At 61.9% G+C, this 21,227-nt stretch carries 19 protein-coding genes; 14 read left to right on the top strand and 5 right to left on the bottom strand.

The window, feature by feature from the left end:
* Nucleotide 1: 1 nt before the first annotated feature.
* The 10 genes from der (at nt 2) to L1P05_RS13360 (ending at nt 9,762) form a co-directional block, all read left to right on the top strand.
* A complete protein-coding gene (gene der / locus L1P05_RS13405) occupies nt 2-1,486 on the top strand; it encodes a ribosome biogenesis GTPase Der (protein ID WP_012849623.1) in 1,485 nt (494 codons plus the stop codon).
* A gap of 260 nt (nt 1,487-1,746) precedes the next feature.
* A complete protein-coding gene (locus L1P05_RS13400; RefSeq protein WP_012849622.1) occupies nt 1,747-2,703 on the top strand; it encodes an AEC family transporter in 957 nt (318 codons plus the stop codon).
* Between the two features lie 9 nt (nt 2,704-2,712).
* Nucleotides 2,713-2,940 (top strand): zinc ribbon domain-containing protein, encoded by a 228-nt coding sequence (locus tag L1P05_RS13395; RefSeq protein ID WP_012849621.1) that lies wholly within the window; start codon nt 2,713-2,715, stop codon nt 2,938-2,940.
* A 449-nt stretch (nt 2,941-3,389) separates the two neighbouring features.
* Nucleotides 3,390-4,838 carry an ammonia-forming nitrite reductase cytochrome c552 subunit gene (gene nrfA, locus L1P05_RS13390; RefSeq protein WP_012849620.1) on the top strand — a complete coding sequence of 483 codons (1,449 nt, stop codon included), beginning with the start codon at nt 3,390-3,392 and terminating at the stop codon, nt 4,836-4,838.
* A gap of 42 nt (nt 4,839-4,880) precedes the next feature.
* Entirely contained in the window at nt 4,881-5,468 is a 588-nt protein-coding gene (nrfB, locus tag L1P05_RS13385) for a cytochrome c nitrite reductase pentaheme subunit (protein WP_012849619.1), read from the top strand.
* Nucleotides 5,465-6,136, top strand: a complete 672-nt coding sequence (locus L1P05_RS13380) for a 4Fe-4S dicluster domain-containing protein (RefSeq protein ID WP_012849618.1) — start codon at nt 5,465-5,467, stop codon at nt 6,134-6,136. Before nrfB ends, L1P05_RS13380 begins: the two co-directional genes overlap by 4 nt.
* A complete protein-coding gene (gene nrfD, locus L1P05_RS13375) occupies nt 6,133-7,074 on the top strand; it encodes an NrfD/PsrC family molybdoenzyme membrane anchor subunit (protein WP_012849617.1) in 942 nt (313 codons plus the stop codon). Before L1P05_RS13380 ends, nrfD begins: the two co-directional genes overlap by 4 nt.
* 38 nt (nt 7,075-7,112) lie before the next feature.
* A complete protein-coding gene (gene nrfE, locus L1P05_RS13370; protein WP_012849616.1) occupies nt 7,113-8,807 on the top strand; it encodes a heme lyase NrfEFG subunit NrfE in 1,695 nt (564 codons plus the stop codon).
* Nucleotides 8,804-9,187, top strand: a complete 384-nt coding sequence (gene nrfF / locus L1P05_RS13365; protein WP_012849615.1) for a heme lyase NrfEFG subunit NrfF — start codon at nt 8,804-8,806, stop codon at nt 9,185-9,187. The genes nrfE and nrfF overlap by 4 nt, the downstream gene beginning before the upstream one ends.
* Nucleotides 9,184-9,762 carry a TPR domain-containing protein gene (locus L1P05_RS13360; RefSeq protein ID WP_012849614.1) on the top strand — a complete coding sequence of 193 codons (579 nt, stop codon included), beginning with the start codon at nt 9,184-9,186 and terminating at the stop codon, nt 9,760-9,762. Before nrfF ends, L1P05_RS13360 begins: the two co-directional genes overlap by 4 nt.
* A gap of 14 nt (nt 9,763-9,776) precedes the next feature.
* On the opposite strand, the gene xseA is transcribed toward L1P05_RS13360, so the two are convergent.
* Nucleotides 9,777-11,159, bottom strand: coding sequence for an exodeoxyribonuclease VII large subunit (gene xseA / locus L1P05_RS13355; RefSeq protein ID WP_012849613.1), 1,383 nt, complete (start codon nt 11,157-11,159; stop codon nt 9,777-9,779).
* Between the two features lie 171 nt (nt 11,160-11,330).
* Here xseA and guaB point away from each other — a divergent pair, with 171 nt between their 5' ends.
* Together guaB and guaA are read left to right on the top strand one after the other, a co-directional pair.
* Nucleotides 11,331-12,797: an IMP dehydrogenase gene (gene guaB, locus L1P05_RS13350; RefSeq protein WP_012849612.1), complete on the top strand. Its 1,467-nt coding sequence runs from the start codon at nt 11,331-11,333 to the stop codon at nt 12,795-12,797.
* Nucleotides 12,798-12,881: 84 nt separating this feature from the next.
* Nucleotides 12,882-14,459, top strand: coding sequence for a glutamine-hydrolyzing GMP synthase (gene guaA / locus L1P05_RS13345; protein WP_012849611.1), 1,578 nt, complete (start codon nt 12,882-12,884; stop codon nt 14,457-14,459).
* Nucleotides 14,460-15,018: 559 nt separating this feature from the next.
* Here guaA and L1P05_RS13340 read toward each other — a convergent pair.
* Nucleotides 15,019-15,810, bottom strand: a complete 792-nt coding sequence (locus L1P05_RS13340) for an AraC family transcriptional regulator (protein WP_012849609.1) — start codon at nt 15,808-15,810, stop codon at nt 15,019-15,021.
* Between the two features lie 99 nt (nt 15,811-15,909).
* On the opposite strand from L1P05_RS13340, the gene L1P05_RS13335 reads away from it, so the two are divergent.
* Both L1P05_RS13335 and L1P05_RS13330 read left to right on the top strand, forming a co-directional pair.
* A complete protein-coding gene (locus L1P05_RS13335; protein WP_012849608.1) occupies nt 15,910-17,100 on the top strand; it encodes a CynX/NimT family MFS transporter in 1,191 nt (396 codons plus the stop codon).
* Between the two features lie 147 nt (nt 17,101-17,247).
* Nucleotides 17,248-17,952, top strand: coding sequence for a GNAT family N-acetyltransferase (locus L1P05_RS13330; protein ID WP_012849607.1), 705 nt, complete (start codon nt 17,248-17,250; stop codon nt 17,950-17,952).
* A 97-nt stretch (nt 17,953-18,049) separates the two neighbouring features.
* On the opposite strand, the gene L1P05_RS13325 is transcribed toward L1P05_RS13330, so the two are convergent.
* From L1P05_RS13325 to xapA, 3 genes are read right to left on the bottom strand one after another with little or no spacing between them, the layout of a single operon-like run.
* Nucleotides 18,050-18,982 (bottom strand): LysR family transcriptional regulator, encoded by a 933-nt coding sequence (locus L1P05_RS13325; RefSeq protein WP_012849606.1) that lies wholly within the window; start codon nt 18,980-18,982, stop codon nt 18,050-18,052.
* Nucleotides 18,983-19,005: 23 nt separating this feature from the next.
* A complete protein-coding gene (gene tsgA / locus L1P05_RS13320) occupies nt 19,006-20,214 on the bottom strand; it encodes an MFS transporter TsgA (protein WP_012849605.1) in 1,209 nt (402 codons plus the stop codon).
* Nucleotides 20,215-20,258: 44 nt separating this feature from the next.
* Entirely contained in the window at nt 20,259-21,092 is an 834-nt protein-coding gene (gene xapA, locus L1P05_RS13315; RefSeq protein WP_012849604.1) for a xanthosine phosphorylase, read from the bottom strand.
* Between the last annotated feature and the right edge of the window lie 135 nt (nt 21,093-21,227).

The raw sequence follows: 21,227 nt of genomic DNA, 5'->3' as shown, positions 1-21,227 counted from the left end.
AATGATACCTGTCGTCGCGCTGGTCGGGCGCCCGAATGTGGGGAAATCCACCTTATTCAACCGGTTGACACGCACCCGCGATGCGTTGGTCGCCGACTTCCCCGGATTGACCCGAGATCGCAAGTATGGTCGTGCTGAAGTAAACGGTCACGAGTTTATCATTATCGATACCGGCGGTATCGACGGCACCGAAAATGGGGTCGAGACCCACATGGCGGAGCAGTCGCTGATGGCGATTGAAGAGGCCGATATCGTGCTGTTTCTGGTCGATGCCCGCGATGGCCTGCTGCCGGCGGACGAGGCCATTGCCCGCCATCTGCGCAGCCGCGATAAGGCGACGTTCCTGGTTGCCAACAAAACCGACGGCATTGACGCTGAGGTGGCCATCGGGGACTTTTACGCCCTGGGGATGGGGGAGGTTCATCCTATCGCAGCCTCCCATGGTCGCGGTGTGACCCAGCTTATCGAAGATGCGCTGGTCCCGTTTATTCCACCGGAAGAGCCGGCGCCGGTGCTGAGCGAAGAAGAAGAGAACGCAGCCTACTGGGCCGCGCTGGAGGCAGACGCCGACGGCGAGGCGCAGGAGGAGGAAGATGCGTTTGATCCCATCAATCAGCCCATTAAAATTGCGATTGTCGGGCGTCCTAACGTCGGTAAGTCCACGCTGACCAACCGCATCCTGGGCGAAGACCGGGTCGTGGTGTATGACATGCCGGGCACCACCCGCGACAGCATCTATATTCCGATGGAGCGTGACGAGCGCGAATACGTGCTGATCGACACCGCCGGGGTGCGCAAGCGCGGCAAGGTTACGGATACCGTTGAGAAGTTTTCGGTCATCAAGACGCTGCAGGCGATTGAAGATGCCAACGTGGTGCTGCTGGTGATCGATGCTCGCGAGGGGATCTCCGATCAGGATCTCTCTCTGCTCGGCTTTATCCTCAATAGTGGGCGCTCACTGGTGGTGGTGGTCAATAAGTGGGACGGCCTGAGCCTGGAGGTCAAAGAGCAGGTGAAGGATATGCTGGATCTGCGTCTGGGATTCGTCGACTTCGCCCGCATCCACTTCATCTCCGCCCTGCACGGCAGCGGCGTGGGCAACCTGTTCGAATCGATTCAGGAAGCCTACGAAAGTGCCACCCGCCGCGTCAGCACCGCGATGCTGACCCGCATTATGACCATGGCGCAGGATGACCACCAGCCGCCGATGGTTCGCGGGCGCCGAGTGAAGCTGAAGTATGCGCACGCCGGGGGCTATAACCCGCCGATCGTGGTGATCCACGGTAATCAGGTGAAGGATCTGCCGGACTCCTACAAGCGCTACCTGATGAACTACTTCCGCCGCTCTTTGAACGTGATGGGGACGCCGATCCGCATTCAGTTTAAAGAGGGGGATAACCCGTTTGCCAATAAGCGCAACACCCTGACGCCAAACCAGATGCGTAAGCGTAAGCGTCTGTTGAGCCACCTGAAAAAGGCGAAGTAATCGTTAATTACGGGACACGTTTGTGTCCCGTTTTTTTTGCCTCGGCCCTATGTTAGGCTATTTATCATACCTGCTCTGGGCGTCGTTGGCGGTCATGTTGACCCCACGTGACACGCGTGGCGGGAGTGGGCCCTGGCGGTTCCCGTCGGTGAGTGAGCACCTACGGCGGCCCGGTCGCGCGCGGATGCGACGCCCCTCTCAGTCGACGGATTCGGCCTTGCGCCGCCCAATATCCTTCCCGCCTGTAACAAGGATGTGCTATGTCCTGGGAGACCTGGAGTTTTGCCTTTGGCGTTACCGTTCCTAACCTGTTGATGCTGCTGATCGGCATACTGCTGCGCCGCTGCCAGCTGCTCGACGATCGCTTTTGCGACAGCGCGACCCGGCTGGTGTTTAACCTGTCGCTGCCCTGCCTGCTGTTTTTCAGCATCGCCACCGCACAGGCCTCTCTGCGGCAGAATCTGCCCTTTGTGCTATATGGCGCCGGGGCGACGCTGCTGAGCTTTCTCCTGCTGGAGTGGGTATCGCGCTGGCTGGTACGCGATCCGCGTGAGCGGGGGATTTTTGTTCAGGGCGGCTTTCGCGCCAATACGGCGATCGTCGGCCTAGCCTACTGCGCCAGCGCCTACGGCAGCGAGGGGGTTGCCATCGGTTCGCTCTACATGGCAGTGACGGTGATCCTGTTCAACGTCCTGTCGGTGATCACCCTGACGCGCTCGCTGTACGGCGACGCTCAGCGTGGGATCGGCTGGCGCACCATGCTGCGTGGGATCGTCAGCAATCCGCTGATCATCGCTATCGTACTGGGGCTGCTGTGGAGCGCGGCTGGCCTGGCGATGCCGCAGGTAATACACGCGACCGGCAACTTCCTCTCCGCCATGGCCCTGCCTCTGGCGCTGCTGTGCGCCGGCGCCAGCATTGACTGGCGCGCCATGTTCGGCGCCTCGAACGTGGCGGGGTATGCCTCGCTGGCCAAGCTACTGCTGGTGCCGCTGCTGCTGACCGGTGGCGCCTGGCTCTGCGGTTTCCGCCATGTTACGCTGGGGGTGATCTTTCTGCTGAGCGCCACGCCGACGGCGGCGGCGAGCTACGTGATGACCCGGGCGATGGGCGGCAATGCGACGCTGGCGGCGAATATTATCGCCATTACGACCCTGGGATCGTTTTTTACCACGGCGCTGGGGCTTTACTTCCTGCGCCAGTGGGGCGTTATTTAGGAGAGTGTGATGCAAGCTAGCTGTCCGCAGTGCCAGCATGAGCTACAGTGGCAGCAGGATGGGGGCTTTTTCTGTCCATCCTGCCGCCAGGCCTATCGCCGCGAGGCGCTCTGTCCCCAGTGTCAGCAGCCGCTACAGGTGCTGAAGGCGTGCGGCGCCGTTGATTATTTCTGCTCGCATGGGCATGGACTAATCTCTAAAAAGCAGGTGCTGCATATACGCTATATTCCTTGCTAAATACAGATTCATTTTAAATTGAATTTAAATACCCCGATTGGGGTATTTTTTATTTATTGTGATTTGATTTTATAGATTTTATTCTTTATGTCGTAATTTCTGCATAATTTCTCTGTATAAATCTTCTGTTACATTCTCTCCGTGTTTTAAATTACAGAATACACCTTTGCTCCGTGTGGTATTTATCCGCATTGATCGAAAACAATATTTTTTATCCGGGTTTTGCTATTCATGCTAGGCGTGACAAATAAAAATTAAGCTGCGCACGGAGTGGGGTGTTTTTTATTTTCCGGTTGTCGGGTGATATTGCTCGATACGCGGTGGCTGGGATTACTTTATCTACTTGGTGAATCTATTTTCACCCTGATGCCCACGGATGTGCGATGTATAACTCATAACCTGCGTGCCATGACCCGTGCGACAGGGATATAACTCTGGATGGAATGCTTATGATTAAGGTAAGCAATGCGCTGCAGCGTATTTTGATCGGCGCCGCGCTGGCGCTGTTTGGCGGGGGGGCTCAGGCGGCCACCGCGGATGCCGCCGCCGCGGCAGAGACGGCGCCGCCGAAGGTCGAGGCGCGCAACGATCGCTTCGCCGCGCCGCACCCTGACCAGTATGCCTCCTGGAAGGCTACCGCCGACCAGAGTGAGCGTAGCGATGCGCTGGCGGAGGATCCGCGCCTGGTGATCCTGTGGGCCGGCTACGCCTTTGCCAAGGACTATAACAAGCCGCGCGGCCACGCCTATGCGTTGACCGACGTGCGCGAGACCCTGCGCACCGGCGCGCCGATGAAGCCGGAGGATGGGCCCCAGCCGATGGCCTGCTGGAGCTGTAAGAGTCCGGACGTGGCGCGGATGATCGCCGATCAGGGTGAAGCGGCCTATTTCCACGGCACCTGGGCGCGCGGTGGGCCGGAGATCGTCAATGCCCTGGGCTGCGCCGACTGCCATAACACCGCCTCCGATGACTTTGCCGCCGGTAAACCGGCCCTGCACCTGTCGCGCCCCTACGCCGCGCGAGCGCTGGAGGCGATAGGCAAACCGTTCGATAAAGCCAACCGCATCGATCAGCAGTCGATGGTATGCGGTCAGTGCCACGTGGAGTACTACTTCTCCGGCAAAGAGAAAACCGTCAAATTCCCTTGGGATCAGGGCACTAGCGTCGATGAGATCGAGGCCTATTACGACGGCATCGCCTTTACCGACTGGGTTAATCCGCTCTCTAAGGCGCCGATGCTGAAGGCGCAGCACCCAGAGTATGAGACGTGGCGCGCCGGGATCCACGGGCAGAACAACATCTCCTGCGTCGATTGCCATATGCCGAAGGTGCAGAACGCCGAAGGCAAGCTGTACACCAGCCATAAGATAGGCAATCCGTTCGATAGCTTTGAGCAGACCTGCCGGACCTGCCATACCCAGGATAAAGCGACGCTGCAGCAGACCGTGGCCAAGCGCAAGCAGGATGTTAATGAGATCAAGCTGAAGGTCGAGGATCAGCTGGTACGGGCGCACTTTGAGGCCAAGGCCGCCTGGGCCGCCGGTGCCAGCGAGGCCGAAATGCAGCCGATCCTGACCGATATTCGCCACGCCCAGTGGCGCTGGGACTTCTCTATTGCCTCCCACGGCGTGCATATGCATGCGCCGGATGTCGCGCTGCGGATGCTGGGCACCGCGCTGGACAAGGCGGCCAATGCGCGTACTCAGCTGGTACGGGTGCTGGCTAAGCACGGCGTCAACGATGCGGTACCGCTGCCGGATATCTCCACCAAGGCGCAGGCGCAGCAGGCGCTGGGGATGAATATGCAGCAGTTTACGCAGGAAAAGCAGACTTTCCTGAATACGGTTGTTCCTGAGTGGGAAGCCCAGGCGCGCAGCGCCGGGCGCCTGGACCATTAACCCCTGCGCCCCGCGCTGCGGGGCACTGCAGATGGAGTCATCATGAATCTACTGCGTTCGTTATTTACCGCCGGGGCGCTGGTCAGTGGGCTGCTGCTTTCCACCCCGTCATTCTCCACCCCGCCAGCGGCGGGCGAGGGGGCGACGGCCAAGCAGGCCGAGGTCGTTTTACAGCGCGATCCCAATCAGGGGTGTCTGGACTGCCATAAAACGCCGCAGGATCGCCTGCACGGGCGCCATAGCCAGGAGCTGAATCCCAATACCGGCTCGGCGATCGCCTGCAGCAACTGCCATGGCAACGTTTCCCTTGAACGTCATCGCGACGGCGCGCCGGACGTGATGCGCTTCAACCTCGATGGGCACAGCGCAGCACAGCAAAACAGCGTGTGTATGTCCTGCCATCTACCGGAGAAGCTGCAAAAGGCGTTTTGGCCGCACGACGTACATCTGACCGCGGTGAACTGCGCTGCCTGTCACAGTCTGCATCCGCAGTCGGATCCGGTCATCCGGCTGAACGAGCGCGAGCGCGTCGCGCTGTGCGTAGACTGTCACCGCCAGCAGCAGGATAACCCGGCGTTCGATCCGGCAGCGGTGACGCTGAAAATGCCGGGTAAGGAGCTGCGCCCATGAGTTGCTCCCGCCGACGTTTCATCGCCGGGCTGGGCGTCATGGCGCTCTCCGGCGGCGCCTTGCCGCGGGTGGTGGCCTCCGCCGTGACGCCGCAGGGCGTCCGGCTGGGCATGGTGTATGATGAAAACCGCTGCATCGGCTGCACCGCCTGCATGGAAGCCTGCCGCGAGGTTAACCGGGTGCCCGCCGGAGTATCACGCCTGGAGATCATCCGCAGCGAGCCCATCGGCCAGTTTCCTGAGGTGAAATACCGCTTCTTTCGCCACTCCTGCCAGCACTGTGACGATGCGCCCTGCGTCAACGCCTGCCCGACCGGTGCGTCGTTCCGCGACGCCGCCAGTGGTATTGTCGACGTCAATCCCGAGCTGTGCGTCGGTTGTCAGTACTGCATCGCCGCCTGCCCCTATCGGGTGCGCTTTATTCACCCGCAGACTCGCACCGCCGATAAGTGCGACTTTTGCCGTAAAACCAACCTGAAGGCGGGTAAGGAGCCCGCCTGCGTGCTGGCCTGTCCGACTCAGGCGCTCACCTTTGGCGATCTCGACGATCCCGCCAGCGCGGTGAGCCGACTGCTGCGTGAACAGCCGAGCTACCGCTACAAGCTGGCGCTGGGCACCCGCCCGAAACTGTATCGCATTCCGTTCCGCTACGGGGAGGTGACCCCATGACATCGCCGTTTCATTTTCCGTCGCTGGTCTGGGATTGGCCCATCGCCATCGATCTGTTTCTGGTCAGCGTTTCTGCCGGTCTGGTTGCGCTGGCGGTCATGGCGCGTGGCTGGCGCGGAGCGCGCGCAGAGGCCAGCGCGGTGATGCGCGCCACGCTGTGGCTGGCGCCGCTGACGGTCATGCTGGGGCTGCTGATGCTGGCGCTGCATCTGACGCGGCCGTGGATGTTCTGGAAGGTCAGCCTGCACTATAACCTGAGTTCGGTGCTCTCCGTGCGGGTGCTGCTGTTCCAGCTCTACCTGCCGCTGCTGCTGCTGTGGCTGGCGCTGTGGTTTACGCCGACGCTGACCGGGCTGCTGCAGCGTCGGCTGCCGGGCGCACTGCGCCTGTCTGCGCTGCTGATGCGCCTGCAGGGGCTGCGTCGCCCGCTGTCTATCCTCCTGCTGATCCTGGCGCTGCTGCTGGGTATCTATAATGGTCTGCTGCTCTCGGCGCTGAAGTCCTACCCGATGCTGAACTCGCCCCTGTTGCCCGCGTTGTTCCTGTGCGCCGCGCTGAGCTGTGGCGTGGCGGTAGCCCTATTGGCCTCGCTGTGGCTGCACGGTGACGACGTGGCACAGGAGCAGGCGCGCCTGCGCCGTATCGAGGCTCCCCTGGGGGGCGTGCTGCTGGCGCTGCTGCTGCTGTTTGTGCTGGGGCTCGCGCAGGGCGACGCGGCTAAGCAGCGGGCGCTGGCCACGCTGGTGGACGGCGGCTTCTGGAGCTGGTGGCTGTGGCTGGGCGTGGTCGGCATTGGCATTATCCTGCCCCTAATGCTGCGCCTGGTGACGCGGGGCAGCCTGCGCCTGCGCATCCTCCTGGGGAGTGGAATAACGCTGTGCGGCCTGCTGCTGCTGCATCTGTTCATCCTGTACGCTGGGCAGCTGACGGTGGTCTGAGCTGGCGATGAGGCGAATCTACCCCCTAAGGAGCCGGTGTGCTGTGGTGGCCTGAACTGGGATTTATTGTCCTGCTGCTGGCGCTGTGCGTCAGCCTGTTGACGGCGTTGCTGAGTCTGGCGAGCGGCGCGTCGTGGGCGCGACGCCTGCCCGCGCTATGTCCACGGCGCGGGTCGCTGGCTCAGCTGGCGCTGACGGCGGCGGGGTTTGCGCTGCTGCTGCTGGCACTGCTGACCGATGATTTCTCCCTGCGCTATGTCGCTCAGCACAGCCATTCCGCGCTGGCGCGCGGGCTAAAGCTGGCCGCCGCCTGGGGCGGCCACGAGGGGTCGCTGCTGCTGTGGCTGCTGTGCCTGGCGGGATGGAGCGCTCTGTATGCCCTGTGCGCCCGCCGTCAGGCGGCACAGGCGAACGCCTATACCCTGGGGCTGATGGCGCTGATCGTCGGCGCCTTTCTGCTGTTTATCGTCACCCTCGGCGATCCCTTCGCGCGTCAGTTTCCCGCACCGGCGGAGGGGCGCGATCTAAACCCGATGCTGCAGCACCCTGGGCTGATCTTCCATCCGCCGCTGCTCTATCTCGGCTATGGCGGGTTGGCCCTGTGCGCCGCCCGCCTGTTGGCCGGGCTGCTGGCGCGCCAGACGGCGCAGGCGATGGCTGACGGCTGCTGGCGCTGGCTGCTGCCGGCCTGGGGATGTCTGAGCGCCGGGATCATCTTGGGGTCATGGTGGGCCTACAGCGAGCTGGGCTGGGGTGGGTTCTGGTTTTGGGATCCGGTGGAAAACGCCTCGCTGCTGCCCTGGCTGAGCGCGACGGCGCTGCTGCACAGCCTGAGCGTCACCCGGCGCAGCGGCGCGCTGGCGCACTGGTCGCTGCTGCTGGCGCTGACATCGCTGATCTTTACCCTGATGGGCACGCTGATCGTGCGCTCCGGCGTTTTGCTGTCGGTACATGCCTTCGCTTTGGATGAGACGCGCGCGCTGGCGCTGCTGCTGCTGTTCGGCGGCCTTTCCGTCGGTGCCCTGACGCTGTACGCCCTGTCTGCGGGGCGGCTGACGCCGGTGACGGCGCCGGTCTCTCTGTCGCTGCAGGGGATCCTGTGGCTGTTCAGCGCCGCGGCGCTGATCGTGCTGATCGGCACGCTGTATCCCATGCTGTACGGTCTGCTGGGCTGGGGGCGGATTTCGGTGGGCGCGCCTTACTTTAACGGCGTACTGCTGCCGTTCGCGCTGCTGGCGCTGGCGCTGATGCTGTATGGCGGGCTGCGGCATAGGGTGGGGGCGGGTGGGCGCCTGGCTCACCTGGGGGCGCTGCTGTGCGCGCTGGGGATCGGGCTGCACGCCGCCGGGCAGCAGGAGCGCAGCGTGGCGCTGGCGCCTGGGCAGTCGACGCAGCTGGGGGAGTACCGTTTTACCCTGCGGGAGGTAACGCAGTTTGCGCGCGGTAACTATACCGCCGAGCGCGGGGAGATTTGGGTGCAGCGGGGGGGAGAGACGGTGGCGCGCCTGTATCCGGAGCGACGCCACTATCTGGCTCGTAACCAGCAGATGTTTGAGCCGGGCATCAGCTGGAGCTGGCGCGATGAGTGGTATGCCCTGATGGTGGAAAAGCAGGGCGATCGCTACGCCCTGCGCCTGTACCTGCGTCAGGGGGTGCGCTGGATTTGGTGCGGCGGCGGTCTGATGATCGCCGGGGCGCTGCTGTGTCTGCGGACGCGACGGAGGGAGCCATGAGAATCATTAGCGGGGGACTCTGGGCGCTGCTGCTGCTGTGTGGTGCCGCGCGGGCGCAGGTGGTGGATGCGTGGGCGTTTCCTTCGCCCCAGGCGCGCGATCAAGGGCTGGCCATCGCCGCCCAGCTGCGCTGCCCCCAGTGCCAGAATCAGAACCTGCTTGAGTCCAATGCGCCGGTGGCCGTGGCGATGCGCCATGAGGTGTTTCGCCGGGTGGCGCAGGGGCAAGATGAGGCGCAGATCGTCGATTTCATGGCGGCGCGCTACGGCGAGTTTGTGCGCTATCGACCCGCCGTCAATCGCCATACGGCGCTGCTGTGGGGACTGCCGCCGCTGCTGCTGTTGATGATCGTCGTCGGACTATGGCGGAGGCGGCGATGAGCCTCTGGCGCGCGCTTTTGCTGCCGACGCTGGCGCTGAGCCTGGCGCTGGCGGGCTATGGCCTGAGCGGACGGGCGGCATCGGTGCTGCAGGCGCAGCGTCTGCGCGACGATCCGCAGCGACAGTTTACCCCCCAGCAGCAGGCGGATCGTATGCTGACGCAGCGCTGGGAGGCGGTGCGAGCGGCACCCGACAGCGGTGAGGCCTGGGCGGCGCTGGGGCAGCACTATCTGTGGCTGGGACAGAGTCGCGACGCTCTGCGCGCCTACGATCGGGCCATCGCGCTGCGCGCCGATAGCGCTGAGCTGTGGGCGGCGCGGGCCGCGGCGGGCTACTACGATGCCGGGCAGCAGATGACGCCGCAGGTGCAGGAGGATATCAGCATGGCGCTGCGTCTCGATCCGGCAGAGGTTTCAGCGCTGATGCTGCTGGCGGCGGATGCGTTTATGCTGGCGGACTATCCGCGGGCGATCGGGCTATGGCAGCGTCTGCTGGACGGCGGATCTGCGCGGATTAACCGGCGTCAGCTGATCGAGGCTATCGCCACCGCCCGCATGATGCAGCGGCAGGGATAGCCTCAACGGGAGGCTTATGCGCTGCGCTTTGCCCTGCGGGGGCGGTGGGCGGTCAAGGGGCGGGTGGCGGTAACCTGACTTTCGACCCAGCCGTCTTCCAGGCGGGTGCGCAGGGTATCGCCCGGTGCGACCTGCTCACGGCGGCGCAGCAGCAGGCCGTCATCGCGCTGGGTTACGCTGAAGCCGCGCGCCAGCGTCGCCAGCGGGCTAATGCCCTCCAGACGTGCGCACAGGGCGCTAAAGTGCTCCCGTCGGGCGGCCACGCTGCGCTGCAGCTGACTTTCTAAACGGTGGCTGAGCTGCTGCAGGCGGTACTGCTGCTGGCGCAGGGTATGCGCCGGAGAGCGCTGCTGCAGGCGTTCTCCGCTCAGACGCCAGCGCCGCTCCGCCAGGCGCAGTCGGGTATCGATGGCCTCTTCCAGGCGACGGCGCAGGTTAAGCAGTCGCGCCTGCTGGCGCGCCAGACGCAGCTGGGGGTGCTGCTGTTCCAGGCGGTGATGCAGCTGCTGCAGGCGCTGACGGCGGCGCGCGAGGGTATAATCCAGCGCCATATCCAGTCGCTGACGCTGGCTCAGCAGACGGCGCAGCAGTTCGTCCCGGTTACGGCTGACCACTTCGGCCGCTGCCGAGGGGGTCGGCGCACGCAGATCGGCGACAAAGTCGGCGATGCTGACGTCGGTCTCATGGCCGACGGCGCTGACGATGGGAATATGGCTGGCGAAGATCGCCCGCGCGACCCGCTCATCGTTGAAGCTCCACAGATCTTCCAGGGAACCGCCGCCGCGCCCGACGATCAGCACGTCGCACTCCGCGCGCTGGTTGGCCAGCGCAATTGCGCGCACCAGCTGCCCAGGCGCCTCGGCGCCCTGCACCGCGCTGGGATAGATCACCACCGGCAGCGCCGGATCGCGCCGACGCAGTACGTGCAGCACGTCGTGCAGCGCCGCACCGCTGGCGGAGGTGATCACCCCGACGCAGCGCGCCGGTGACGGCAGCGGCTGTTTGTGGCCGACGTCAAATAGCCCTTCGGCCTGCAGATGCTGCTTGAGCGCATCGAACTGCTGCTGCAGCAGGCCGTCGCCCGCCGGCTGCATGCTTTCGGCGATCAGCTGATAGTCGCCGCGCGGTTCATACAGCGTGATACTGGCGCGTACCAAGACCTGCTGGCCATTCTGCGGGCGAAAGGTCACGCGGCGGTTGCTGTTACGAAACATCGCGCAGCGCACCTGTGCCTTGTCATCCTTGAGGGTGAAATACCAGTGACCGGAGGCGGGCTGGGAAAGATTGGAGATTTCGGCCGACAGCCAAATCTGCCCCATCTCCAGCTCCAACAGTTGGCGTACGGTCTGATTTAACCGGCTGACGGTAAAGATGGTGGGGGTAACAGGCTGCGTCATGTGACCTAGATCAAACTTAAAATCATACTGTTAATTAGTCGATACTACATGCATGGCTATGCATCGCAAGATATTTATGAAAAAAATACTGGAGGCAACCGGTTTCGGCCTGTATAATGCCGCGGCAATATTAAATCTGGTTTGACCTTCCTCTCTGGTGAGATATTGCCCATGCTACGTATTGTTAAAGAAGCCCTGACGTTTGATGACGTTCTCTTAGTTCCTGCCCACTCTACCGTTCTGCCGAACACCGCCGAACTTGGCACTCAGCTGACTGCCACTATTCGCCTGAACATTCCTATGCTGTCCGCCGCCATGGACACCGTCACCGAAGCGCGTCTGGCCATTGCGCTGGCGCAGGAAGGGGGCATTGGCTTTATCCATAAGAACATGTCCATTGAGCGCCAGGCCGATGAAGTGCGCCGGGTGAAAAAGCACGAATCCGGCGTGGTGACCGACCCGCAGACCGTGACGCCGAGCACCACCCTGCGCGAAGTGAAGGCCCTGACCGAGCGTAACGGCTTTGCCGGTTACCCGGTGGTGACGGAAGATAACCAGCTGGTGGGGATCATCACCGGCCGCGACGTGCGCTTCGTGACGGACCTGGAGCAGCCGGTCACCGCCGTGATGACGCCGAAAGAGCGCCTGGTGACGGTGAAAGAGGGCGAAGCCCGCGACGTGGTGCTGCAGCGTATGCACGAAAAGCGCGTTGAGAAGGCCCTGGTGGTGGACGATAGCTTCCACCTGCGCGGCATGATCACCGTGAAAGATTTCCAGAAGGCCGAGCGCAAGCCGAACGCCTGTAAGGATGAGCATGGCCGCCTGCGCGTCGGCGCCGCCGTCGGCGCTGGTGCCGGTAACGAAGAGCGCATCGCCGCGCTGGTCGAGGCCGGCGTCGATGTGCTGCTGATCGACTCCTCTCACGGTCACTCCGAAGGCGTGCTGCAGCGCATTCGCGAAACCCGCGCTAAATTCCCGCAGCTGCAGATCATCGGCGGCAACGTTGCGACGGCCGCCGGCGCCAAGGCGCTGGCCGACGCGGGGGTGAACGCCGTCAAAGTGGGTATCGGCCCGGGCTCAATCTGTACCACCCGTATCGTGACCGGCGTCGGTGTACCGCAGATCACCGCCGTCTCTGACGCCGTCGCCGCCCTGGAAGGGACCGGCATTCCGGTGATCGCCGATGGCGGTATCCGCTTCTCCGGCGACATCGCCAAAGCGTTGGCCGCCGGTGCCGCCTGCGTCATGGTCGGCTCCATGCTGGCCGGGACCGAAGAGTCCCCGGGGGAAATCGAGCTGTACCAGGGGCGCTCCTTCAAGTCCTACCGTGGAATGGGCTCGCTGGGCGCGATGTCTAAGGGCTCCTCCGACCGTTACTTCCAGAGCGATAACGCCGCCGATAAACTGGTGCCGGAAGGCATCGAAGGGCGTGTGGCCTATAAAGGCCGCCTGAAAGAGATCGTACACCAGCAGATGGGCGGCCTGCGCTCCTGCATGGGGCTGACCGGCTGCGCCACCATCGATGAGCTGCGCACCAAGGCGCAGTTCGTGCGAATCACCGGCTCCGGTATTCAGGAGAGCCACGTGCACGACGTGACCATTACCAAAGAGTCACCGAATTACCGTCTGGGTTCTTAACCCGGCGAGCCGGGCCCGGCGCAGCGTCGGGCCCGCTGAGTTTGTACCGTTTTGCCCGATCAATTTGCCAATACAGAGCCCCTAATGACGCAAAATATTCATCAAGATCGTATCCTGATCCTGGATTTCGGTTCACAGTACACCCAGTTATTGGCCCGTCGCGTGCGTGAAATCGGCGTTTACTGCGAGCTGTGGGCGTGGGATGTCAGCGAAGCGCAGATCCGCGAGTTCAACCCCAGCGGCATCATTCTGTCCGGCGGCCCGGAGAGCACCACCGAAGCCGGCAGCCCGCGTGCGCCGGAGTACGTATTCCAGGCCGGCGTCCCGGTCCTGGGCGTCTGCTACGGCATGCAGACCATGGCCATGCAGCTGGGCGGCCGCGTGGAAAGCTCCACCGAGCGCGAGTTTGGCTATGCCAAGGTCGAGGTCACGGCGCCGGGTCGTCTGTTCGACGGCATTCAGGACGCCCTCAGCGCCAACGGCAACGCCGTGCTGGACGTGTGGATGAGCCACGGTGACAAAGTGACGGCGATCCCGTCTGACTTCACCACCGTCGCCAGCACCGAAACCTGCCCGTACGCCATTATGGCCAACGAGGAAAAACGCTTCTACGGCGTGCAGTTCCACCCGGAGGTTACCCATACCCATCAGGGTCAGCATATGCTGCAGCGTTTCGTGCTGGAGATCTGCGGCTGCGCCGCGCTGTGGACCCCGGCCACCATCATCGAAGACGCCGTTGCCCGCATGCGTGAGCAGATCGGCGACGACGAGGTGATCCTCGGCCTGTCCGGCGGCGTGGACTCTTCTGTCACCGCGCTGCTGCTGCACCGCGCCATCGGCAAGCGCCTGACCTGCGTCTTCGTGGACAACGGCCTGCTGCGCCTGAACGAAGCCGAGCAGGTGATGGACATGTTCGGCGATCGGTTCGGTCTGAACATCATCCACGTCAACGCCGAAGCGCGCTTCCTCTCTGCGCTGTCCGGCATCGCCGATCCGGAGGTCAAGCGCAAGACCATCGGCCGCGTGTTCGTCGAGGTGTTCGATGAAGAGGCGACCAAGCTGCCCCAGGTCAAGTGGCTGGCGCAGGGCACCATCTACCCGGACGTGATCGAGTCCGCCGCCTCTGCCACCGGCAAGGCGCACGTGATCAAGTCGCACCACAACGTGGGCGGTCTGCCGAAAGAGATGAAGCTGGGTCTGGTCGAGCCGCTGAAAGAGCTGTTTAAGGATGAAGTGCGCAAGATCGGTCTGGAGCTGGGGCTGCCGTACGACATGCTGTACCGCCACCCGTTCCCGGGGCCGGGTCTGGGCGTGCGCGTGCTGGGCGAAGTGAAGAAAGAGTACTGCGACCTGCTGCGCCGCGCCGATGCCATCTTCATCGAAGAGCTGCACAAGGCCGACCTGTATAACAAGGTGAGCCAGGCGTTTACCGTCTTCCTGCCGGTGCGCTCCGTCGGGGTGATGGGCGATGGCCGTAAGTATGACTGGGTGGTCTCCCTGCGTGCGGTGGAAACCATCGACTTCATGACCGCGCACTGGGCGCACCTGCCTTACGACTTCCTGGGGCGGGTCTCCAACCGCATCATCAACGAAGTCAACGGCATCTCCCGCGTGGTGTACGATATCTCCGGTAAGCCGCCGGCCACTATCGAGTGGGAATAAGCCGATAGCCCTTCCTGTGTTTTTATGCGCGGGTAAGTTTGAAATCAACCCTCTGTGTTTACAGAGGGTTTTTCTTTATGTACCGAGGATTTTCTCGCTTGTCGCTCGGCGCCCGCAGGGATGTCTGGGGGCCGTATGGGAGAAAATCAGTATGTTGGGCGATCTCTAACAGGAATGGGGGCGTTTTAGAACGGGACTGAGACCTATCCAGTATTAGCGTAAATCATATGGGATAATCGGTGCTAACGCGTTGATGTGATCCCATGCCATTTCATCTACGTCGGTAGTGATTTTTGTTATTGGATAAACCATGTCATCAAAGTGATGGATGACGAGTTGATCTGTGAGCGGATCATCAGCGCTCAATAACAGGGTATCGCCTGGCTTCCCTTATCGCCTGGTCTCCCTTGCTTACCGGCCTCAAGGTATTTACCCCGCGCATTTACCCCGGCGGATAGATTATCCCGAGTGCTGTTCACTCGGGCTTCTCCCTATTTGCATCTGGTGATGCCACGTTCGTATAAAAATATCGTGTTCACATATGCGTCGGTAGCCGCACTTACGGGGTATTGGCTGCCAGTGTGCTGAGGTAGCGCCCGGGTGTTTGCCCTAATCCCTTGCGAAACATCGTGATAAAAGCGGTGGTGGATTCATAGCCCAGCGCATGGGCTACCTGGTTAACGGCTTGGCCGCAGACGAGCATTTGTAGCGCCAGTATCAGCTGCAGTTGATGCCGCCAGTGGCGAAAGCTGAGCCCGGTCTCTTTTGTAATCAGACGCGCTAAATTGCGCTCACTCATGGCAAAGCGTGTCGCCCACTGCTTTAACGTCTGCCACTGCGCAGGCTCAGCGGCCATCGTATCGACCATCAGGCGGATCTTAGGGTGGTTAGACACGGGCAGGTGTAGCTGCTCCTGCGGCTGCTGTGGCAACTCATCGAAGAGCACATGAATGAGGCGTTGCGTTGCAGGGTGCTCCCGCGCCACACGATCACGCTGCGCCAGCGTTAAAATGAGCTCCCGCACCAGGGGAGAGATTTTGAGCGTACAGCAGTGAGTGGGCATCGCCGCCGCGCTCGGTTCAATAAACAAAAAGCACAGGGTGGCATTGGGGGTGGCGTGGTTACTGTGTCGCGTCTGCCCGGAAACCCATACCGCATACTGCGGTGGCACCATCCACATAGCATCCTCTACCTCGCAGGTAATCGCACCGTGCAGCGCCAAAATCAGCTGCCCCTTACGGTGTTGGTGCTCAGGCGTAAACTGTTCATCAGCGGTGACCTGGATACGGAACGCCACCGCGGCGTCATGGTGAAGGTCGGGTTCGTAGCCATCAAGCCCAAGGCCTATCATGTTTTGTCCGATATTAGCGATAAATTGTCATTTTAGCTTGATTGAAACAGGTATGAAAAACGTTATTGTGGCGGCCTCCCCTGATGACCAGAGAAGATCATGTTAAAAACCCCCCCGTTATATCAGCGCAATATTCTCCTGATCATCGGCATTATGCTCATCGCGTCCACTCTGCGCGTGACGTTTACCGGTGCTGCGCCGTTGTTGGATGTTATCCGCACGGGCTACGATTTGACGACGTCCGAGGTAGGGCTGTTGACGACGCTGCCATTGCTGGCCTTTGGTCTGATCTCCCCCTTGGCGGCCGGTATTGCGCGACGTTTCAGCATTGAGCGCAGCCTGTTTGCCGCACTGATCTTAATTTGCCTGGGGATTGTTCTACGCGCCCTCCCTTCGCCTGCTTGGCTGTTTATCGGTACAGCCGTTATTGGTAGCGGCATTGCGCTCGGTAATGTTCTGCTACCGGGGCTGATTAAGCGTGACTTCTCTGATCATGTTGCCAAGATGACCGGAGCCTATTCCGTGGCCATGGGCGGGGCTGCCGCGCTCGGCTCCGCGCTGGTTGTGCCATTGGCGCTGTATGGTTTGGGGTGGCGAGGCGCGTTGCTGGCGCTGATGCTATTTCCGCTGTTGGCGCTGATCGTGTGGTTACCACAGTGGCGTAATCAGCACCCAACGCAGATGACCGGGGCACGGAGTTTGCATGATAAAGCCATCTGGCGCTCAGCCTTAGCCTGGCAGGTGACGCTCTTTCTTGGGCTTAATTCGTTGGTTTATTATGTGATTATCGGCTGGCTTCCCGCCATTCTGATCAGCCTTGGCTATAGCGATGCACAGGCAGGATCGCTGCATGGCGTGTTACAGCTGGCTACCGCGCTACCGGGCCTTTTGATTCCCCTCATTTTGCATACGTTAAGAGATCAGCGCGGTATCGCTATTCTGGTGGCGCTGCTGTGTGGTCTCAGTGCGATCGGTTATTGGCTGCTGCCCGCGCAGGCGGTGCTGTGGACGCTGATGTTCGGTTTTGGCTCTGGGGCGACGATGATCCTCGGTCTCACCTTTATCGGGCTACGGGCCGGCTCGGCGCATCAGGCCGCGGCACTCTCGGGGATGGCGCAGTCGGTAGGCTATCTCCTGGCCGCTTGTGGGCCACCGTTGATAGGTAAAATTCATGATATCAGCGGTAATTGGCATATTCCCCTGGCGGCTCTCGCCGTTATTTCGCTGCTGATGGCTATCTTCGGTGGCCTTGCCGGACGGGCTCGGGAGATAACGCATCGTGCTATGTGATGGCCCTCTGTTCAGGATGACATAGCCTATTGCCCCCCCGGTCCCGGTCACCGCCGCGGTGAATACGCTACTTTCTGCGGGAGTGCCAAGATCTTGGGGGCCAAGGGGGGATATACTCGGCGGATAACAAGAGCGAGGGGATGCCATATGAATGAGATCAATGAATATGGGCAACGTGTTGGAGAGGCGCTTCCTGACTGGCTAGGGGCCGGCGTTTTGGCGGGGAGCGCGCTTAGCGGACGCACCTGCCGGCTGGTTCCCATGGATGCCCGCCGCGATGCCGCCGATCTGTTCGCCGCCTTTGCCGAGGCCGAGGGCGATCGCGACTGGACATGGCTGAGCAGCGTGCGTCCTTCATCGGTGGTCGCGATGCAGACGTGGATGCAAAAAAAGGTGGATGACGCGTCGCTGATCCCCTTCGTGGTGGTCGATTTGCACACCGGGCAGGCGGTTGGCGTGGTGTGCCTGATGGCGATCGATGCGGCGAATGGCTCGCTAGAGATCGGCCACGTTAGTTGGTCGCCGCGTATGCAGCGCACGACGCTGAGCACGGAGGCCATCTGGCTGCTGCTGCGCGAGGCGTTTAGCGCTGGCTACCGTCGCGTGGAGTGGAAGTGTGATGCGCTGAATACGGCGTCGCGTCGGGCGGCGGAGCGTATTGGCTTTACGTTTGAGGGGCGTTTCCGTCAGCATATGGTACGCAAGGGGCGCAGCCGTGACACCGATTGGCTCTCGGTTATTGATAGGGAGTGGCCCGAGGTGGATGCGGCGCTGCAGGCGTGGCTGGCGGAGGACAATTTTGATGCGATGGGGCGGCAGCGACGTACGCTGACGCAGTGTCGTGAACGATGAGTCGGCGCCCTCGACGGGCCTGCCCCGGGCGGGATGCGCCGCGCTGCGGGTTCACGGCAGCAGGGCGCCGCGGATCGGCACGGCGCTCACCCACGCTCTAGCCACGTAGCGCGCTCAGCAGCTGGTTGAGTATCTCCGGCTGCGGTTCGTCATTCCACAGGGCGTAGAGGTCGGCGGGGATCGTCTCCTCCAGCGCGACGAAGGCGACGCCTGGCCAGTCGATCATCGCGCAGGTCTCCGGCAGCAGCGCGACGCCGTTGCCGGCGCTCACCAGCGCCAGCACGGTTTGTGGCTCGGACGCCTGCTGGACGATCAGCGGGTGAAAGCCGTGCTCTACGCAGGCGTCATGCACCTGGCGCGCAAAATCCCCCTGATTAAACGACAGCGAGATAAACGGCCGCGCGACCAGTTCGTGGAGCGAAACCCGGCGGCGGCGCGCCAGCGGGTCATCCTCATGAACCGCTAAGCGTATCGTCTCGCGGGCGATGAGCTGGCAGCGAATATTCGCCTCCGCGCAGGGGATGACATTGCGGTTGATCGCGACATCGATCGTTCGGGCGCGTAGGGCGGCGATTTGCTGCTGCTGGGCGAGTTCGCTAAGGATCCAGTCGATGTCTGGGTGGTGCTCCCGAAACGTTTTGAGCCGGGTGAGCAAGACCCCCCAGATTGCACTGCCGATGATACCGATATTGAGATGCTGCTTTTCACGTCGGCCGATTTGACGCACGTAGCTCAGCGATTGCTCTGCTGCGCTGAACAGGCGATCGACCTCGGTTTTCAGCACCTTTCCGGCGTGCGTTAATGCGACGCGTCGGCTGGATCGCTCAAAGAGCTCGACCTCCAGGATCGTCTCAAGCTCCTTGATCTGCATACTGAGCGGCGGCTGGGAGATATTGAGCCGGGCGGCGGCCCGACCAAAGTGAAGCTCGTCGGCGAGCACTTGGAAGTAGCGCAGCATGCGCAGGCGGATACGGCTGAGGAGCGCGGGCTCGGTCATGAGAGTCGTCACGTAGGGAGAGGGAGCGCCCATTCTTGCCCTCCCTCTCACGCCTGTCAAACGGCGGGGGCGCTCGCCTGCAGGCGTTCGGCCTTACTGAAAAACGCGGCGCTCAGCAGCGTCAGCAGCAGCAGACCGTAGGCAACGGTGGCGCTATTGAGCGCGCCGTGCAGACCGAAGCGGCTATTGATCAGCGAGGAGACGCTGGCGAACAGCAGGGTGCCGACGGTACCGCAGGTGAGCAGCGCAGAGATCAGCGTCGGTGAGCTGCGGCGGACCTGCAGCGAGCCGTAGCTCATCAGCCCCGAGAATAGGCCGGAGTTAAAGAACCCGAAGGTGCCACAGGCGATCAGGATCAGGCTGGCGCTGGCGCCGTTGCTAATCAGCGCGATCGACCCCATGCCGATAACGGTACAGATCAGCAGAAAGGTGCGTAGTCTCATCCATTTGACGGTGAACTGATTCAGGAAGAGGCCGATAGCCTTACTCACCCAGTATACGGTGGTGTAGAGCGCGGCCTGCTCGGGCTGCATGGCAAAGCGTAGCTGCAGGTATCCCGGAGTCCACAGGGTAAAAATCGGCTCCGCCAGCAGGAATAGAAACAGCGCCAGGCAGATAAGCCATACCGATATGCCCCATGGCTCTGCGGCGACCGCGGCGGGGGCCTCTGCCTGCGGCTGCGCCGCTGTCTCCTCGCCGGGAAAGCGAGCGCGCAGGACGAAGAGCAGCATCAGCACGCCAAGCGCGCCCATGATGGCATACATTGCGATCCAGCTAGCGCCGAGTGTAAACATCCACGCTAGAAGGAAGGAGAGCGTTGCGCCGGCGAGGCTAAAGAAAAAGTCAGTGAAAATCAGGCTCGAGGAGCGACTTTTTTCATCGGGATTGATGCGGACGACCAGGTAGCTTCCTATCGTCATAAAGATACCGCCGCAGGCGCCGATTACCGCGACCGCCACGCTGAACAGCGTGAGCGTGGGAGTCGTGAACAGGACGATGCTGATGATGATAGTGAATAGCGCCGCCGCCGCCAGCGGCTTTTGTAGCCCCCACTTTTTGATCAGTAGGCCGCCGAACATAATCGGTATAAACATGCCGATATTCATTAAGGTAAAGATCTGACCGATAAAGCTCGGATCTTTCTGGAAGGCGACGCACAGAGGGCCGAGGACAATGCCCAGGGTCGAAACCAGCGCACCGACAAAATAGTAGCTCAGGTAGGAAATGGCATTCAGTCTGCCGCGGGAGTGGTCATGATGTTGCATCTGCGGTTCTCCTGGCAGGCGAACGGCCTGCCGGTGGCAGGGGATCAGCGAGAGTTCTTTACGAACTGGCTTATTAAACGGATAAAGTCGTCGGTGACCATCGCCGCGCATTTCAACGTCTGCTCATGGGAGAGCTCAACGTCACCCAGCCCCTCTGCCATATTGGTAATGGCGGAGACGGCCAGCACCTTTAGCCCGCAGTGGCGGGCGGCGATGACCTCGGGCACGACCGACATTCCCACAACGTCACCGCCCATGCGCTGCATCATGCGGATCTCTGCGGCGGTTTCGAAGTTGGGGCCCGGATAGGACACATAGATGCCCTCGTGCAGCGTCAGGCTGAGATCGCGGGCCGAGGCGTGCAGTCGCTGGCGCAGCGCGGCGTCATAGGCATTGGCCAGGCTGAAGAAGCGTGGGCCGAATCGCTCGTCGTTCGCTCCCACCAGCGGCGTTGACGGCATGGTGTTGATGTGATCGCTCAGCGCGACCAGTGAACCGGCCGGAATGGCCGGATTGAGTGAGCCGGCGGCGTTGGTACAGAGCATCAGCTCGCAGCCAAGCAGCTTAACGGTGCGTACCGCCTGGGTCATGATCCCCATGCCGGCGCCCTCATAGAAGTGGCCGCGGCCTTTCATGCACAGCAGAGGAATGCCGTGCAGCGTACCCATGACCACCTCACCGGCGTGCCCGCTGACGCTGCTGACGGGAAAGCCCGGCAGAGCGTTATAGGCGACGCAGGTTTTGTCGTCCAGGTGGTCGGCTAAGGGACCCAGGCCGGAGCCGAGGATCATCGCAATGCGCGGCGTGAAATCCGGCTTTGCCGCGCGCAGGATCTCGGCGGCGTGATAGGGGGAATCGTTGAAAATATCGCGGGACATAAATCACTCCTGAATTGAATCATATTATTGGCTCCATTCTCAAAGTGATTTGATTTGCTTTCCAATATGATTAACGCGCGTATTGATTCAATTTTCAGTATTGATTTGCTAGGGATATACAACGTTTCAATGGGA

This window comes from Edwardsiella piscicida (genome assembly GCF_021733145.1).
In the GTDB taxonomy this organism is placed as follows: Bacteria; Pseudomonadota; Gammaproteobacteria; order Enterobacterales; family Enterobacteriaceae; genus Edwardsiella; species Edwardsiella piscicida.
Note: the sequence above shows the minus strand (reverse complement) of the source record. Positions and strands in the feature narration are given on the sequence as shown.